The 16,553-nt window shown below is 68.3% G+C and carries 16 protein-coding genes, 1 tRNA gene and 1 pseudogene; 2 read left to right on the top strand and 16 right to left on the bottom strand.

Annotated features, from left to right (window positions below; all coding sequences use genetic code 11):
* Positions 1-91: 91 nt before the first annotated feature.
* Positions 92-523 carry a helix-turn-helix domain-containing protein gene (locus AB0N03_RS37755; RefSeq protein WP_364382446.1) on the bottom strand — a complete coding sequence of 144 codons (432 nt, stop codon included), beginning with the start codon at positions 521-523 and terminating at the stop codon, positions 92-94.
* Here AB0N03_RS37755 and AB0N03_RS37750 point away from each other — a divergent pair.
* On the top strand, positions 522-1,103 hold the full coding sequence (locus tag AB0N03_RS37750) for a hypothetical protein (RefSeq protein WP_364382443.1): 582 nt from the start codon (positions 522-524) through the stop codon (positions 1,101-1,103). The genes AB0N03_RS37755 and AB0N03_RS37750 overlap by 2 nt on opposite strands.
* Positions 1,104-1,500: 397 nt before the next feature.
* Here AB0N03_RS37750 and AB0N03_RS37745 read toward each other — a convergent pair whose 3' ends face one another.
* The gene (locus tag AB0N03_RS37745) at positions 1,501-1,914 is read right to left on the bottom strand and encodes an Lsr2 family protein (RefSeq protein WP_364382440.1); all 414 of its coding nucleotides are present in this window, start codon (positions 1,912-1,914) and stop codon (positions 1,501-1,503) included.
* 708 nt (positions 1,915-2,622) lie between these two features.
* On the opposite strand from AB0N03_RS37745, the gene AB0N03_RS37740 reads away from it, so the two are divergent.
* On the top strand, positions 2,623-2,889 hold the full coding sequence (locus tag AB0N03_RS37740) for a hypothetical protein (RefSeq protein WP_364382438.1): 267 nt from the start codon (positions 2,623-2,625) through the stop codon (positions 2,887-2,889).
* 930 nt (positions 2,890-3,819) lie between these two features.
* Here AB0N03_RS37740 and AB0N03_RS37735 read toward each other — a convergent pair.
* The 14 genes and pseudogenes from AB0N03_RS37735 to AB0N03_RS37670 form a co-directional block, all read right to left on the bottom strand.
* Positions 3,820-3,892 (bottom strand) — tRNA-Lys (locus tag AB0N03_RS37735).
* A 137-nt stretch (positions 3,893-4,029) separates the two neighbouring features.
* Positions 4,030-4,635 carry a hypothetical protein gene (locus tag AB0N03_RS37730; RefSeq protein ID WP_364382435.1) on the bottom strand — a complete coding sequence of 202 codons (606 nt, stop codon included), beginning with the start codon at positions 4,633-4,635 and terminating at the stop codon, positions 4,030-4,032.
* The gene (locus tag AB0N03_RS37725; protein WP_364382432.1) at positions 4,632-6,641 is read right to left on the bottom strand and encodes a hypothetical protein; all 2,010 of its coding nucleotides are present in this window, start codon (positions 6,639-6,641) and stop codon (positions 4,632-4,634) included. Before AB0N03_RS37725 ends, AB0N03_RS37730 begins: the two co-directional genes overlap by 4 nt.
* Entirely contained in the window at positions 6,631-7,746 is a 1,116-nt protein-coding gene (locus tag AB0N03_RS37720) for an NUDIX domain-containing protein (protein ID WP_364382429.1), read from the bottom strand. Before AB0N03_RS37720 ends, AB0N03_RS37725 begins: the two co-directional genes overlap by 11 nt.
* A 268-nt stretch (positions 7,747-8,014) precedes the next feature.
* The gene (locus tag AB0N03_RS37715; RefSeq protein ID WP_364382426.1) at positions 8,015-8,980 is read right to left on the bottom strand and encodes an SAM-dependent methyltransferase; all 966 of its coding nucleotides are present in this window, start codon (positions 8,978-8,980) and stop codon (positions 8,015-8,017) included.
* Positions 8,981-9,096: 116 nt separating this feature from the next.
* Positions 9,097-9,783 (bottom strand): DUF3558 family protein, encoded by a 687-nt coding sequence (locus AB0N03_RS37710; RefSeq protein ID WP_364382423.1) that lies wholly within the window; start codon positions 9,781-9,783, stop codon positions 9,097-9,099.
* A 676-nt stretch (positions 9,784-10,459) separates the two neighbouring features.
* Positions 10,460-10,789 carry a hypothetical protein gene (locus tag AB0N03_RS37705; RefSeq protein WP_364382420.1) on the bottom strand — a complete coding sequence of 110 codons (330 nt, stop codon included), beginning with the start codon at positions 10,787-10,789 and terminating at the stop codon, positions 10,460-10,462.
* Entirely contained in the window at positions 10,786-11,640 is an 855-nt protein-coding gene (locus AB0N03_RS37700) for an SAM-dependent methyltransferase (RefSeq protein ID WP_364382417.1), read from the bottom strand. Before AB0N03_RS37700 ends, AB0N03_RS37705 begins: the two co-directional genes overlap by 4 nt.
* Positions 11,637-12,329, bottom strand: coding sequence for a DUF3558 domain-containing protein (locus tag AB0N03_RS37695; RefSeq protein WP_364382414.1), 693 nt, complete (start codon positions 12,327-12,329; stop codon positions 11,637-11,639). Before AB0N03_RS37695 ends, AB0N03_RS37700 begins: the two co-directional genes overlap by 4 nt.
* A gap of 259 nt (positions 12,330-12,588) precedes the next feature.
* Positions 12,589-13,011, bottom strand: a complete 423-nt coding sequence (locus AB0N03_RS37690; protein ID WP_364382412.1) for a hypothetical protein — start codon at positions 13,009-13,011, stop codon at positions 12,589-12,591.
* A 635-nt stretch (positions 13,012-13,646) separates the two neighbouring features.
* Positions 13,647-13,880: a prolyl oligopeptidase family serine peptidase gene (locus AB0N03_RS37685; RefSeq protein ID WP_364382409.1), complete on the bottom strand. Its 234-nt coding sequence runs from the start codon at positions 13,878-13,880 to the stop codon at positions 13,647-13,649.
* A complete protein-coding gene (locus AB0N03_RS37680; RefSeq protein ID WP_364382406.1) occupies positions 13,877-15,526 on the bottom strand; it encodes an alpha/beta fold hydrolase in 1,650 nt (549 codons plus the stop codon). Before AB0N03_RS37680 ends, AB0N03_RS37685 begins: the two co-directional genes overlap by 4 nt.
* A gap of 64 nt (positions 15,527-15,590) precedes the next feature.
* Positions 15,591-15,914, bottom strand: coding sequence for a hypothetical protein (locus tag AB0N03_RS37675; RefSeq protein WP_364382460.1), 324 nt, complete (start codon positions 15,912-15,914; stop codon positions 15,591-15,593).
* Positions 15,915-15,990: 76 nt separating this feature from the next.
* Positions 15,991-16,425: pseudogene (locus AB0N03_RS37670) on the bottom strand (hypothetical protein); the annotation flags it as partial.
* Positions 16,426-16,553: the final 128 nt, after the last annotated feature.

Raw genomic sequence — 16,553 nt, 5'->3', positions numbered from 1 at the left:
GGCTGCACACCTACAATCACCATCGCGGCCACACCGCACTCGCTGGCAAACCACCCGCCAGCCGCGTCCCCAACCTCACGGGTCAATACAGCTAGACGACGGCGTCGGTGCAGCTCATCGCCGAGTCCGAGGCCGCCCCATTGCGGGCACGCCGAAGGTGGGCTTCGCCCCAGACCCGGACTTCTTCGACGACGGGCAGGAGGGTTGTCCCGTAAGGAGTGAGCCGGTAGATGACGCGAGCCGGGACCGGTCCGGTCACCACGCGTTCGACGAGTCCGTCGGCTTCGAGCTCGCGCAGCTGTTCGGCCAGGACCTTGGACGTGATCGGCGTGCCTCGACGGCGGAGGCCGGCGAAGTGGCACTCGCCGTGGGCGAGCCAGTAGAGCAGGGTCAGCTTCCACTTCCCGCCGATCGCGGCGAACGCCGCGGCCATCGGACAGCCGGGCAACGGGTTGGGACGCGCGGGGTTACCTGCAGGTGCCTTCTTGTCCACGGCGGTGCTCCACTCGGATAGTCGAACCATGACCGTGCCATACAGAAGAACCCTGATCGCCGGCCTTTCGGCCCTCCTGCTGATCGCGACGGCCGCGTCGGGCGACGCATCGACCTCGCCCGCGTCGCCGACGAGCTCCGCCGGCCAACAAGACTTCGCGTGGGAAATCGGCACGTGGCGCAGCACCGTGCGGGTGCTCGCCGAGCCGCTGTCGGAATCCGCGGACACCTGGCTCCAGTTCGCGGGTACCAGCACCGTGCGGCCGCTCCTGGACGGGCGGGCGAACGTCGTCGAGTTCGAGGTCTCGGGGCCGAACGGGCGCGTCGACGCCCTCAACATGCGGCTGTACGAGCCGCAGGCCCAGCGGTGGAGCCTGACGTTCGTCAACATGCGCGACGGCTTGCTCACCCCAGCGGTGTACGGCGGGTTCCGCAACGGCGCGGGCGAGTTCTACGGCGACGACCAGCTCGGAGGCCACCCGATCAAGGTGCGGTTCCTCATCTCCCGGCCGGCCCCGGACGAGGCGAGGTTCGAGCAGGCCTTCTCGGCTGACGGCGGGACGACGTGGGAAACGAACTGGCTGGCCGTGGATCGCCGGATTCGCCGGTGAAGAGAAACGCCGGAGCATCGAGAAAGGCGATCGACGGACTCGACCGCGAGGTATCGGTCGAAGGTCGGGGTTGCCTTGGGCCCAGGCGTCGGTCGTGTGCCGTGCTGGGATCAGCAACGCAATCAGGTGCTCTCGAGGTGCTCGTGGGTGTGAATCGCCCAGTACGGCAGACACAGTGTTGGCCACTCACGTGCAGCCGGTCAGCACCGTCCCGGGACGTCACTGACATGTCCCAGCCGGAACGTGAAGGTGCCGGTGGCGGCGATCAGCGCACCGAAGAGACTCTGATCACCACATTCGCAGTGCTTGGTTGTGGCGAAGTGACACGAGCATGCGGTGGCGTACGCCGATCCCAGGGCGTCGAGGTTCTCGCGACTCGTAGGCAATCGGCCAGCTTCTACTTCTTCGCTGCGGCGACCTTCTTGCGCGGGGCACGTTTGCGCGGCGCCGGCGCAAGCTGTTCGGCCCCCTCGGCCTGAGCCCGGTCGTAGGCCGCGACCACCTCGGCGGAAAGACGTCCGCGCTCGGAAACCTCGTAGCCGTTTGCGTTGGCCCAACCGCGGATATCCTGATTACGCTGCCGGTCTGTCGATGTCGTCGCGGTCGACTGGCCTGTGGCAACGCGAACCTTCCGCCCACCAACGCGTCGTCCTGCCGCGATGTAACGGGCGAGTTCCTCGCGCAGCGCCGCCGCGTTGGCATCCGAGAGGTCGATCTCGTAGCTCACGCCGTCGAGCGCGAACGGGACGGTGTGGCTTGCCGCGCTGCCATCGATGTCATCCAGCATTTCGACGAGGACCTTCTGAGCCATGTTTCTCCCTGATGTTGACGTTGGCAGCGGCCATAGGCGTGATGGATCTGCTGTCCGCGTGCTGCTGTGGGTGATCCCACGGCAACGTTAGCATAATCTATACTATCGGCTTGTGAAATAAACGGGCATAGTATTTCAGTGTGATTCGACCGTCGAGGGTAGGTTCGACCCGCTGTTCGCCCCAACCGTACTTGAATCGGCCGAACGCAGAACGTTTCGTCGCCGAAGTACTGGCTGCCCTGGCCCGTTGGAACGCTGTCCGCCGCAGGGAGGGGCGCTGATGCCACCTCTGGCGTTCCGTCTGTGGCTGCCGACTTGCCGCACTCGGAAAGCTCACGAGTCTGTCACGCTCATGCCACCGCGCTGGAAGGGACCATGCGGCGATGAGGGGTAATCGCTGGGCGCAATGGCAGCCGGGTGAACACTTCGGCAGGCTGCGAGTCAACATCGTCTACGCAAAATGATTGAGCCGCGTCGAGGTCGTCGGGTGTCGGCCGGTGGTCAGCGGTGGCACGCGCTGCCGACGCTGCAACCCGCTCCGTTCGTTCGAGAGCGTCGCGAAGTGCGGTGGCCGCTGCCCGTATTCGGACCTCTTTTCGATACGCCTCAACTCGCTGCTGCAGCCAATCTTGTCTATTGCGGGGCTGCTGGCGCTGCAACTGAAACACCGTTGGATGATCCTGGTCGAAAGGAGCGGCGTGTCGAGGTGTGAACTATAAGATCAGAAGAACAATTATCATGACGAGCGCGAACATGGCAAGCGAGACGCCGAATATGATACCCGGATCGCCTTCTGTCAGTGCAGTCCACAACGTTCGTGCGTTCATTCGGTTGCCTCTCATGACGGTCGCCATCTGGATTCTGTGGTGGATCGGGGCCGATCTGGCCAGGCAACCGCGCAAGGGCCCGTTCTCATTCGCGTGGGCGGCTTATGGAGTTGCAAAGAAGAAAATTGTTCTCGTTTCTCCTTTGTGATCCGGCTAGTGTGTGTCATGTCGACACCATCGGACCGTACGACTGGTGCGTTGAAAACTCAAGCCACATTCGGCAATTGGTCAGAGGTTCTCCGGCGATCGGGATGTGTGCCGCTGACCGCCTACTATCGTTTCGTCGACTACGCCTGCGCGTTAGATTCGCCTTTGCCGGTGAATTGAGTCGAGGCCTGCGGATTTTACGACCATGTCACGTTTCGATCAGGAGCAGTGGACATTGACTGCGGTGGTTGTGGCCCGATGAAGGGCGCGATTCGCCCGCTGACGGTCGGCTGTCATTCGCGAGTACCTAGCTGTGTTCGCCCACATGCCCTGAGTGTGGGCAGTGAGGGGATTTCGGCGCTACGGGGTCAGATTAGACAGAAATAGACGCTGAACCCGACGCGGTCGACGGGCTTGTTGGCCCAGTTGAGCGTCGGATACGGTGAATCGGAAGTGCAGGCACATCGGCGAACTGGGAGCGTGGCTGTCCGCTGCCACGCCTGCCTCCTCCTGGAGGTGCAGTGGACAACGTTTGCTCTGGGCTCGGCGCTCCACATCACCGGGGAACTAACAGGTGCTCAGGCTGACCGTACAGACGATGCCACCTTCTGGCGCCCGAAGACGCGGCAGCTCCTGCACGAAGAGCTCCGCGAGCCGATCTTACGACGCCACCGAGGCGCAGATGACTGACCGGACGTTGCGGCCTTCGAAGCTGAAGCGCAAGCCGCCAAGACAGGCGAGCAACGTGACCGAGAGCGCAGATCTTGCGACGTACCGTTCGCGGCGCGGCTGGCCGGTGGGTGACTGCCCGACTCCGACCTGCAGGCTCGGAGTCGGGTCACTGCCTAACGTTCGTCAACTTCGCGCCTGTCCGGCACCGACGGCGCGTAATCAACTCACGAGCACAAGCCATCTGACCTGGGGAAACTTGTGGGCCGCCAGGGGCTCGAACCCTGGACCCAAGGATTAAAAGTCCTCTGCTCTACCAACTGAGCTAGCGGCCCGCCGCCCTAGCGTACCGAGCTGGATCACGCGGCCCGCACTCTGGTCCAGCAAAAGACCCCTCGGCGTCGGCGGCCGAGGGCAGCCGGCTTGCTGATCAAGCCGGCTGCGGTGGGCTTGAGGCCGTCGATGCTGGCGGTTAGTCCCGAATCGGATCCCTCACAGCGCCCCTCGCATCCGATAGCTCGTCGGGGCGAACGCAAGGGGTGGTGTTGCCGATGGCCACGCGCTTGTCGACGTTCGCCCGGATGCTCATCAGGTAGCCGTCGGGGTGGATGGCGTTCATGAACGGATCGGCGGGACGGCTGTCGTTCTGAAGCGTCCAGCGATCGCTTTGCCACCAGGCCTTCAGGGAGTCGAAGTAGGAGTTGTTCATGGCGGAGTCGACGCCGTTGACCCAGAAGATCACTCCGTGCATGACTTGCCCTGTGGAGCTGCCGGTCCAGGTGGTGCAGTTGAGCGGTTGCGGTGGTAACGGCTCGAGCGTGAACCCGGGCGGAAACATGGCCGCGGCGGCGGCGCGGAGCTGGCCCGTCGCGGACTCCCGAGCGTCGGCGACCGAGATGGTGTGGCCGTCCGAGCATGCAGCTGCGCAAGCTGCCAGCAACGCCGCGACCATCAACCTGCCAAACGCCCGCCGGTTCCCGACCGGCAGATTGCGCGGTACCGGCACCGCGACAACCCGGTAGCGCAGGTGCGCAACGCCGATGACCAGGCGGTCGACGACACGGGACGGGCTGCTCATCCCAGCTGGTCCTTGAGTGTCCTGATCTCGGTCCGGCAGGCCTCTGCCGGCGCGCCGGACTCTCCACGCAAGGCGATCAGCAACTCACCGCACACCGCGTCAGCGGCCTGGAAGTCGCCATAGTGCTGGTAGACCCGGGCGATGACGAGGTTTGCCTCGACCCGATGACGGATTGCTCCGGTCTGCTCGAAGTAGACGATCGCGCGGTAACCGGCGTCCTGCGCGCCCTTACAGTCGCCGGCGGCGAGGAGTCCCTTGGCGAGGTAGGTCAGCGAGCGCGCGTGTCCGGCCCAGTCGCCGACGGTCTCCATCTTTGCGACTGACTCCCGCAGCAGCGAGACAGCGAAGCAGGGCTGACCCAGGTCCAGGCGGGCCTGTCCCAGCCGGCGAAGGCGGAGCGCGATGCTGCGCTGATCACCGCGCTGGCGGTCCAGCACGAGCGCATTCCCGAGGTCGGTGATCGCCTCCTGGATCCGTCCGGCCGCGGTGAGCGCTCGGGCCCGGGTCGACAGCGTCATGGCTACCGCCCACGAATCGTCGGTGCTCTGGGCGAGCTGTACTGCCTCCTCGGCGGTGGCGAGCGCCTCGTGGATGTCGCCGAGCGAGGTCAGGGCGAAGGCAGCGCGTGCGGTCACGACCGCGGCGAAGGCGATGCTGACGGTTCGGGCGGCCTGGTTGGCGCGGATCTGGGTTGTGGCGATGTCATCGAGGCGGTAGCTCGTGCGCAGCGGGTCCCATACCGCCTCGGCGGCCTCGGCGAGCAGCTCATCGAGGCCGAGTTGGGCGGCGGTGGCGAGCGCGGCCATGATGTTGAGGCGCTCGCCGTCGAACCACCCCTGCGCCTGACCCGCCGACGAATGCCGCCGGCGATCGGCTCGGCGGTCGCTGAACACGCGGGTGTAGCGGCGGGCCGAGGGCTTGATAGTGTCGGCGGCTCCCGCGGCACCCTCGAGGTACCAGGCGATCATTCGACGCACCTGTTCGTCGCGGAGCGCGGTGCCGTCGACCTCGAGGCGTCGGCGCTCGGCGTGCTCACGGACGCTGTATCCCAGCGCGTAGCGTCCGGCGCCGGTGTCGCACACCAGGTGCGCGCGGAACAGTTCGTGCATCGCGTCTTCAACCGCGTGGTGGTGCGGGTGGTCAAGCGCGTCGACGAGCACGGGGACGGTGACGTCGGGGCCGGGGTGGTCTGGCAGCAGCCGGTAGAGCTGTTGGGCGAGTGGGGTCAGGTCGTCGTAGACCACGGTCAGCAGGTCTCCTAGGGATCGGTCGCCGACGGTCAGGGTGTCGGCGGAACGGTGGGCAAGCAGCGTGACGAGGTCGGCCGCGGTGGTGTGTCGGCGCATCGCGAGGAAGGCGGCGGCCAGGCACAACATCAGCGGATGTCCCCGGCAGTGCGTAGCGAGGTCTCGCCAGCAGGACTGAGGGTCGGGTGGTGGGGTTTGGTGCTGGTAGGCGGTGAGCAACGCCATGGCGTCGTCGGTGGGTAGTTCGGCCAGCGGATAGAGCTCGAAGCCGTCCACGATCAGTTCGCCGAGCCGTAGCGGGCTGGTGGCCACGACGATGCTGGAGTCCCCGCTCGGTAGCAGGGCGCGGACGTCCGCGACGCTGGTGACGTTGTCGATTAGCGCCACGACCGGTGTGTCCAGTGTGTGCTGGCGGAAAGCTGCGGTGCGTTGGGCGAGGCTCGGCGGGACGAGCTCAGGGTCGACGCCGAGTGTGCGCAACCACTCCGCCAGAACCTCGTGAGCGGTGACCGCAGGACCGGACCCCGTCTGCAGCGTCGCGATCAGCGGCACGCTGCCTGCCGGCGCGTCGAGGCTGGCCAGCCACGTTGCGGCGAGCGCGGTCTTGCCGATTCCCGGCAAACCATGAAGCAGCACCCGCGTCGGCCCCGATGCACGGGCGTGCGCCCGCAAGGCGGCGAGGACGTCGTGGCGATCCACCCAGACCCGAGGCGCGGCCAGCGGGAAACGGAACGCCCCGGACGACGGCTCACGAATCAACGAAATCGCCTCCCTTTCGGGTAGCCGGTGACCGAGCGGGGCCGGGACCGGTGCCTGCGCTGGAGGTACCGAGGTACTCTCCGTAGTGCAGCCCCTCGCCGGCGAGACCGACCATCTGCTGGTCGCCCGGGTGCAGCAGCCTCATCGCCTCGGCTTGAGGAATCCATGCGGTGGCAACGACTTCTGCGCGCTGCATCTTGATGGACAGCTCAGCGGCGCGGTGGACGCCGCAGTCGAACAAGAAGTTGACGCGACCGCGGCCTTCCTGCTCGGGACTGAGCGGCACGGTGAACGTGGCGACCATCAGGTCGCCCGGCGTCAGGCGCAGGCCGAGCTCCTCGTGCAGTTCGCGGCCGCAGGTCCCGGACGGGGACTCGCCGGGTTTACCTCGCCCACCGGGGATTCTCCAGCAGGAGCGACCGCGGCGAGGCTGGACCAGTCGAACAGTGCCGTCATGGACTCCTCCGGGCTGCCGGAGTGCGACAGCGCGGCCAGCCGTGACCGCTGCGTTCCGCAGCTGGACGACCACCTGGGACACCGACCACCGTGTTCGGGTGGCCAGCCGGGCCGCCGCTACCCGCAATGCGATCGGGAACCGCCCGCACAGCCGCGCCAGCTCGGCCACTGCGGCCGGCTCGTCCCGAACTCGGCGCTCGTCGACGAGCTCAGCCAGCAGTTTCACCGCGTCGGCCTGCTCCAGCGGTGGGACTTCCACCAGCTGTGCGCCGTCGACGAACAACCCGGGCAGTCGTAGCCGGCTGGTCACGACCACCACGCTGCCGGTCGAAGTGGGGATCAACGGCCGGACCTGCTCGGCGGAGGCGGCGTTGTCCAGCAACACCACCAACAGCAGTTGCCGTCCCGCGGTGATCGTCCGGTACATGCTCACCCGTTCGGCCAGGGTGGCCGGCACCTGCTCCGGCGGGACGCGCAGGGCGCGCAGGAACCGGCCGAGTGCGTCAGCCGATGTGACGGTGGTGTCGGGGGAGAATCCGCGCAGGTCGACGTAGAGCTGGCCGTCGGGGAAGCGGTCGGCGTGCGCGTTGGCCCACTTCACCGCCAGCGCCGTCTTCCCGACTCCGCCGGGGCCGATCACCACCGCCACGCTCGCCCCTGACCTGCCTCGCGTGTAGTGGGCTTCACCAGTTCGTTCAAGCCGGCGAGCTGGTCGACGCGGCTGATGAAATGCGTGGCGACGGGCGGCAGCTGGCGAGGGCCGATTGTCCGCGGATTCGTCGCTCGCCCTCGAGGGTGCGGTGCAGCCGACGGCGTGCTGTGGTCATGGCGCTCGCCGGGGTGGCCCTGGCTAGCGTCGCGGTCGGTTCGGGCCGGCTCGGGAGCCGAGGTTGCGTCGTCGGGCCTACCTGCGTCGCTCATCGCGCCTCCTCGCCCACGACTCGGACGCTGGCCGAGGTCGGGCGTGGCGGTCGGGGTTTGCGCACTCCTGCCACGGCAGCCAGGCACAGCGATTCAACGGGACGGACCCCGCGCGCGAGATGGGGGTTGTGCCAGGCCGAGGTGTGGGTGATGCCGGGTTGGACGAGTCTGAGGCCGGCGAGAATGTCCCGTAACTGCCCGGTAGTGCGCAGGTGACACGGCGGCCGGTGTGCGGTGCTGCCGTAGGTGTGGCAGAGCAGCCGCCGTCGCTCGGCCAGGGTCGTGTCCGCGGCGTCGCCGGTGTCGAGGCCGTCAACGGTGGCGTGGGTGGCGATCACCAGGCTGCCCGGCGGCAGCCGCTCGGTGAAGCACTTCAACGCTGCGGTCGCGTCGCGGGTGTCGGCGATCGTTTCCAGTACGCCGGTCAGTACCAAGCCGATCGGGCTGCCGGTGCGGAGCAAAGCGCGGACGGCGCCGGCGAAGAGGATCGTCCCCGGCTCCAGAAAGTCCCCTTGGACGGCGTCGATCTGAGGCAGATCCGGCACGAACAGGTTCAAGTGCGCTGCGACGTATTCGTCGGGTTCGGCGTACACCACCATGCCGTGGGGAAGCGGGAGGACATCGTCGTGTACCGGCCGGGCGAAGGGTAACCCGGCGCCGATGACTAGGAATTCGTGAATGCCCCGCCGTTGTTTGGCGAAGCGGATCGCCCGGCGCAGGAAGTCGCGCTCGTCGCGGTAGACCCGCTGCAGGCACGGCACGAGGCGTGTCGCGTTGGTGCACCAGTTCCGCTCGAGCGCGAAGGACTGATCGCCTTCCAGGTAGAAGTCCGTGATCCGGGCCGGATTCGGGTTCAGCAGGTCCAGTGGCGATGGCTTCCACTGGTGCGCCGCGATTTTCAACGCTGTGTCCGAGATCGACGGACGAATCGTGGACGACGTGTTGACGCCGGACGTCAGCACGGGCTCCGGGGCAGGGGAGGAATTGGCGGACTGAGGAGGGGACGGCATGGTAGCGAACTTCCTGCCTGGCAAGAGGTTGGCGCGATGTTCGGTGGTTGCTGAGGGTAGGAAGGAGTTCATGTGAGCAGCCCGGCGAGGATGCGTTCGACAAGGTTTTTGGCTTCAGCGCACGATTTCTGGATAGATTCTGTGGTGGGGCCGTTGACCAAGACGCCGAGACCCTGGTGCGGGGCGAGGTCGACGATGCTGTGGCAGGAGGTAAAGCTGCCGTCGCCGCCCGTGCTGAGGATCCACTGCCCGGCGGGATAGCCGGCCACGAACGTCGGGGTGAGGGTGGCGGTAATCTCGGCGAGGAGGGGCAGGGGTCGGGATGCCGGATACAGACGGATCTCGACCACGCCGGTGAGCGGCGATGTGGCCGAGATACGGCACTGGGCTTGGGCTCCGGCGCCGATCAGAACGTTCTCGTGTCGTTCCTCGCGTCGAGTCGGCCCGAGGTTCTCGGTCAGCGCAGTCGGGACGACCGAGCACGGGGCCGGGAGGTAGTGGGTGAGGTCGAGCGGCTGCGCAGTGATCGGGACCGGTGCCGATGTGGTGCCGGGTGCGGGCGCGCCGGCCGGGCCCGAACAGGCAGCCGCGGACACGACGGCCGTGAGACTGATCAGCGTCGCGCAGATGCGCGAGGCGGTCCGGTGCTCGGTACGGGCGTCTGGTCCGCGGCGATGGCAGCGTCCGACGCAGCCACCCACGGTGGAGGAGGGACCGAGCAACAGGCTGAGCGGAAGAATCATGAGCAGAGTCATCTCGTGAAGGCGGGTGGCAGATTGTGTTGCGGTCACTGGCAGCCGAGGGCGGCCAGGAGGCGCGGGCTGGCTGCTCGGCGGGGATGACGCCGCTGCTTCCGAGCTCGGCGCGCGCCGGAGAGGGCCCGGAGTAGCCGATGTGCGTGAACCGCAAATCGGATCCGTGGCGGGAAACGACGGTGATGGTGTCGGCGTGGAGGGACACCAACCGGACCTCGGTGCGATCGTAGCCGGTTCCGACCAGGCAGACGCCCCGGTAGCTGTCGAGGGAGGCGAGGTAGTCGGGAACGAGTTGCGTCGGCCTGACCGCGGCCGATGGTGGCCAGCCAGAGCGCCAGCGGCAGCGGTGTGCCGGTGAGTAGGAGGGTGCGCGGCCATTCCCTGCCGGGAGCACCCACCGGGCCTCAGTAGCCACCCCAGCCAGGCGCCACCACCACCGCGGCGAGGACGACCCCCGAAGTAGCGAGGGAACCCCATGTAGAGCGCGCCGCTCCAGATCAGCAGGCCGACACCGACCGGCGCAGCAGAGCCCCCAGCCGGCGGCCACGACGCTCCGCTTGAGCGTGTCGTGCACCGGAGGGGTCCCGGTGGAGTCTGAGTGTGGCGTGACGGTCATGGCGGCTTCCCTGTGATGCTGAAGGAACGAGGTCGAGCGAGAGCTGACGCGCTGTAGGGGTCATCGGAGGACCAGGCTCAAGGCGAACGCGAACCCGAAGATTTGCCAGGCGAGTCGGATGACGGGGACGACGGGTCGGCGCCGGTATATCTGTGCGGGACCGGCGGTGAGGCCGATGAGCAGCGCGATCGCGGTGCCGTAGACGGGTAGGAACTGGTCCAGATGCAGCCGTACCGCCCAGCAGCCGTGGATGTTCGGACCACGAGTGACGCAGCGCCCGTCGAACACAAGCAACGCGAGCGCTGAGACGCCGTAAGCGCAGCAGCCGAGGCAGAACAGCAGCGTCAGGTGCAGCGCCAGCCGGGCACCCGGCTGGTCGTCTCCGGTCATCGGCTCGTCCGGTACGTGGTCGTCGCGCAGCCAGTCAGTACGGCCGTCCGCAAGGTCGGACCGGTCGGCAGTGCTGATGCCCACGCCGCGCCATCCTCACCCGCATCGGGCGTGAGACGCCGGAATGGTCCGAGGGCGGCGTCGACAGCGGCAGGATCGTCAACCACGATCGGGATGCCGGCGTCGGCGAAGCGCGCGGCGATCGGCGCGACGTGGCCAGGATGCTGATCGGTGGTCGTGAGCGAGGTGAGGGCCAGGATGCTCCCGGGCGGGGCGGCGGTGAGCAGGGACAGGATCATCGCGAGGGGGAGGCCGTCGGGCCGCAGCAGCCCGGTGGCGAGGATGCCGACCGGCGCGCCGCAGGCCAGCAGAGCCGCCACCTCGCGTAGCTGCCGCAGGGCGTGGTGCCGCCGGGCGGGCACGTGCAGGACGAGGGCCCGGTCAGCGGCAGCACCACCGTCGACGAGACCGTGGAGGTGCTGGGTGACCGGGTCGTGCTCGATCACCACGATCCGTGCTTGCGCGTCGTGAAGGCTCGCCAGGGTGCAGTGGCTCGACCAGAGCGGGAACCCGCTGGTGCCCAAGATCAGAAAATGCCTGATGTGCCGGTCCAGCATCATCTGGGCTGCGTCGCGGTCCCAAGCCGCTGCCGCAACCGCAAGCTGCGACAGGTACAGGTGGGCAGTGACAAGGTCGGCGGCGAAGAGATGGTCGATGGCGGAGTTGAGGCTGCCGCCGAGCAGGTGGTCGCCGACCGCGTCCCGGCGAGGGCACTCGAGGTCGACGCCCACCCGCCAGGCATCGGGTGTCCGGATGGTCTCGGGGGAGGAGGGGCCGTCGGGCGCGGTCACGGGCGGCCCTTCGCGCGCAGGGTGGTGATCACGAGGTCGCAGATCTGCTGGAGTGGTTCGCCGCAGGGGTCGGTGTTGCCGCGTTTGCTGTCGCCTAGGTGCAGGCTGATGTCGACGGCGTAGGTATCGGCGAGCCCGATGCTGGCCTGACAGAAACCCCGCGGAGGCGTATCGCCGATGACGCCGGCGTGTGCGACGGCGGGGAACCCCTGCACCGGCGGCAGGGGCCGCCAGATCGTCGACTTCGGCTGTGTGTTGGCGTAGACGCTACTGAGGCCGGTGTGGGTGGTGAGGTCGTAGGAGACGCCGACGGCGCCGAAGGTGCTGTGGTTGGTCCAGGCGCATGCCGGGCCGACCTCGGGCAGGTCTTCGCGTTCACCGGGGACACGAACGCCGATGGCCGTCTCGACCTGATCGGGGGTGAGCGCTTCGGTGCAGGGGTCGCCCTCGAGCACGGTCGGGGGAAGGGGATGGAGGACGACCGGCGCGCCGCCGAACGGTACGGACGACGTCGCGGGGGCAGCCGGATCGGCGGTCAGGGCGGTGTGCGGGACAGCTACCGGTGATGCGCACGCCGCACAGGCCAGGACAGCGGCCGTGGCGGCGCCGAGCCGGGTCTTCGCGTGCCGCGTGCTGCTCGGCGATGGTGCGGCGTGGGCGGTCGATCGCGAGGTTGCGGTGCGGGTCATGTGCCAGTCCCCGGCGGTGTTGAGGGCATGAGCGGACCGTGCGAGGGGGGCCGCCTCGACTCGCTGGTGGCGGGCGAGGCGTGAACGGGCGTGGTGGTGTCGAACGTCCCGGGTGGGCGGTCCGGGTTGCCGGCGAAGACCGCCGTGAGGACCAGTACCCAGAGCAGACCGCAGCCGCCAAGCCCAGCCAGCACGCGCAGGACGGTTCTCACCGGGTCGCGGGGGCGTCGTGGAGACGTGGAATACCCCTTCTCGTCGGTCACCACAGAGCGCCGCCCGACACTGCGGTGGACCTGGTGGGCTGGTGCTCGCCCAAGGTGGCCGCGTCCAAGCGCGCTGCTTCCCGGTAGAGACGGGCAGTGATCCGTCCGTACGCGTGGGCCCAGGACCGCACTTCTCCGGCCAATGTGCCCGGCATCTGCTCGTCCGGCGGGTGGTCCGCGACCCGCTTTTCCAGCAGCGCCAGAGTGATCCGCAGGCGTCGGAGGATCCTGGTGAGTTCCTCGGCCGCCTCGGACGGGGTGTGACCGGTGTCGTGCCAGCGCACGTAGAACCGCGCTCCGGAGACGATCGCCTGGAACGCGGCGTATTCGTACGCGGCGAGCGCCTCATCGGCGCCGGTCCCGTCGGCGACGACGCTGGTGATCGCGGCGCTGCAGGGACAGGAGACGTCAGCAGTCACGAGCCTGCTCCTGGTCGTCGCCGGATCCGGCGGCAGCGGAGGGAGTGGGCGCGGGGCAGAGCAACAGCCACCTGCGGTAGGTCCGCGGACGCGGCGGCCGGGGCGCGACGCCGCACCGCAGCGCGGCCCCGGCCTCCCGCCGACGGCGGGAGGCCGACAATGTCGCTGGCTCCACAGCCGTGGTGGCAGGCTCGGACCGGAGTCCTCCGTCGGCCGACCCGACCACCACCTCTGCCGCGGTGCCGTCGCCCCCGATACCTCGACGCCGCAGCGGGACCCGCTGTGCCGCGGCGGGTTCGGTGTCCAGGTGCCGTTGTGGCCTGCGCGGTCGGCGAGCTGCCGGATCGACGCACTGTGACCCTGCGTCCGACCGCGGCGGAGCAGCCGTCGACGAAATGCCGTGGCCGGGCGACGGATGATCGTCCGAAGCGGCTGGGGAACCAGCGGGCGGCGGGCGGTAAGGCATGGGCGGGAACTTCCTACGAGACGGGGATTCGGCGCGGTGACCGGCGTTGGCCGACGAGCGGTCAGGCCAATCGCGACTGCGGTGAGACAGGCGACGTCGACGGCGGCTGTGTGGCGGGCAGCGCACCCAGTGCTGTGTCGAGCAGGGCCTTGGATGCGCGCCCGCCGGGTTAACCGGCTTCCGGTTCGTACTGGCCGCCGAGGTTGTCGGCCAGGAACCGCTCCGCGGCCGCGGTGAACCTCAGCTGGTTCGCCGGTTTCACCAGCCCGTGACCTTCGTCGGCGTACAGCAGGTATTCGGGGGGCACGCCGTTGTTCCGCAGGGCAGCGACGATTTGGTCGCTTTCGGACTGGGGGACCCGGGGGTCGTTGGCGCCCTGGGCAATCAACAGCGGGATCTTCATGTTGGCGCGTGGAATAGCGGTGAGCGCGACCGCAGGAATTCGGTTTCGCTCGGGTGGCCCACCGAGGCGTAGAACTCGGCGGCCATCGGGCCCCAGTGGGGCGGCATCGATGCCAGGAGCGTTTGGAGGTTGCTGGGCGCGCACAGGGCGATGGCGCAGCGGAACAGGTCGGGGGTGAATGCCGCGCCGGCCAGGGCCGCGTAACCGCCGTAGGAGCCGCCGTAGATGGCGACCTTGTCCGGGTCGGCGTGCCCGGCCTGCACGGCCCATTCCACCGCGTCGACGAGGTCGTCCTGCATCTTGCCGCCCCACTCGCGGTTGCCCGCGGCGGTGAAACTCTTGCCGTAGCCGGTGGAGCCACGGAAGTTGACCTGGATGCAGAGGTAGCCGCGGTCGGCCAGCCATTGCGCTTGCGGGTCCAGCTCCCAGGTATCCCGCATCGGCGGTCCGCCGTGCACGAGGAGCACGGTCGGCAGGTTTTCGGTGCGGCCCTTCGGAAATGTCAGATACCCGTGGATGTCGAGGCCGTCGCGGGCGGGGAAGGAGAACGGTTCGACGGGCGAGAGCCTGCCGGCGAGACGCGGGCGGTTGTGGAACAGGAACGTCGCCTCTCCGGTGGCCCGGTCGTAGATGTAGGTGGCAGTGGGGTCGTCGGCGTGGATGTAGGACACAATCCACGTGCTGTTGGCCCGGTTGGCGGAGACGACCTGCAGGTCGCCGTCATCGATCGCGGCCAGGCGGTCGAGGTCGTACCGGATCTCCGGGGACATGGCGTGGGTGTCCAGGCGTTCCCGCTGGATCGACACCGTCAGCGGCTGTTTCGTCGTCGGGTCGGTCCAGACGGAGTGGACGTCGTAGACCGGGTCCTCGGCGATGATGTCCTGCTCGCCGGTGTCGAGGTCGATCCACAGCAGACGGGCGGCGTTGGCGCCGGCCGAGGTCTTGACGAGCAGCCGGCGACTGTCGCGGTCGAACCCCACCGGCTCCGTGCTCAGCACGTCGGGCTGGTCGACCGTCAGCAAGTGGCACCATTGTTCGCCCCTGAGCACCAGGATCGTCAGGCCGCCTTCGGGTTTGGGGGCGAGGGCGCCCCGCACGTGCAGCTCGCTGTCGGCCACGAAACCGACGAACCCGGGGTTCTCCAGGACCTGATTCAACTCACCGGTCGCCACGTCAAGCTCGTAGACGTCGAACAGTTCGGGGCGGTTCTTGTTGAGCGCGATCAGCACCCGGTCGGTGATCTGCGCATCCTGGCCGACCAGCAGAGCCATGACGCCGTCGAACGGCGTCAAGTCCCGGACGTCGCCGGTGTGCACCGATACCGCGTAGAGGTGCGTGTTTTCGTCACCGTCCTCGTCACGGAGGTAGAGGAGGTGGTCGCTGTCGGGCGCCCACTCGTACTGCTGGATGCCGCGGTCGCGGTCGGTGGTAACAGGCCGGGCGCCATCGTCGGTGTCGGTGTCAGTGTTGAGAGGGCGTACCCACAGGTTAAGCACGCCGTCGTCGGGGGCGAGCCAGGCCAGCCACCGGCCATCGGGGGAGATCGAGGGCGTTGCGCGCTCGGGGTTGCCGAACAGGTCGTCGCGCGGGATGAGCGAGTCCGCTTTTCGTGCGGAGACTTGCGGGCGCTGGGTCGTACTGGTCACGCTGAGAGTTCTCCTAATCTTGGTCACTGGAGTTCATCGCGGGGTGCTGGGCCTGCGCGCAGCGTCATCGATCCGCGTGGTGCTCTGCGGCGGCGAACGTTATGCCCGCAGTCGTCTCGATGAAGTCCCGGTGGGCGGCGAGGTCGACGACGATGGCCGGGCTGGGGACCGTGTCGTCGCCGATGGCGGCGCCGCGGCTGATGAGACCCCGGATCAGCGGCTGCGTCTGAGTGTCGGGCGCGGGCACGGCCACCGCGGGCGCCCCGGAGTAGCCCTGGCCCAAGTCGGCCGGTTTGTCGGCGTTGGCGGCGCAGAACTCGTCGGGCCTGATCCCGCCGCCGAGCCCGGCGTGGCGGGTCACGGTGTAGGTGTCGACCTGGGTGAGCATCCCCCGGACCGCGGTGGCCGTCCGGCCAGCCCAGGCAGCTCACGGCAGTGCCCTCGGGGACTCGGCCGGCGAGCAGCCGGGCGGGGGCGACCATGGTCGGTTCGGCGAGCTGGAGCAGCGCGAGATCGGCATAGGGCTTGCGGCGGTCGGCGCGGGAGAGAGGGCCGGCGAACATCGGCTGGTAGTCGTTCTCGACCCGGTCGAGGATCTCGTGGCGGGCGCCGGCGCCCAGGTGAGGATCGCCGAGGAGGACGTGGAAGGTTTTCTCGGCGGTTGCGGGTTCTCCGGTTTCCGGTCGGTCGTAGGCCGGGCAAAACAGATGCGCGCAGGTGAGGACCCAGCTGGGCGCGATGACGACGCCGACGCCGGCGAAGTAGCCGCGCCGGTCGCCACCGTCGTAATGGATGGCGGCGACCCACCGGGCGTCGATCGGGGTCTCCGCGACGTGGGGCGGAGTGTCGAGCGCCGCCAGTGCCTGCCGGTACGCCAGCCGGGGCCCGGCCAGCGTCATTTTCTGCAGGGTGTCTTGCAGTGATCGGGGGAGCATGAGCGTTGTCCTTGTGTCGCAGGGATTGAAGTTCAGGGAAATAGGGACCCGCGTCGGGGTGCGGCCGCCGGCCGGTCTCTGGTGCAGCGCGG

The sequence above is a fragment of the Amycolatopsis sp. NPDC051061 genome (genome assembly GCF_040682935.1).
Lineage (GTDB): Bacteria > Actinomycetota > Actinomycetes > Mycobacteriales > Pseudonocardiaceae > Amycolatopsis.
This window is presented reverse-complemented; position numbering and strand designations above follow the sequence as displayed.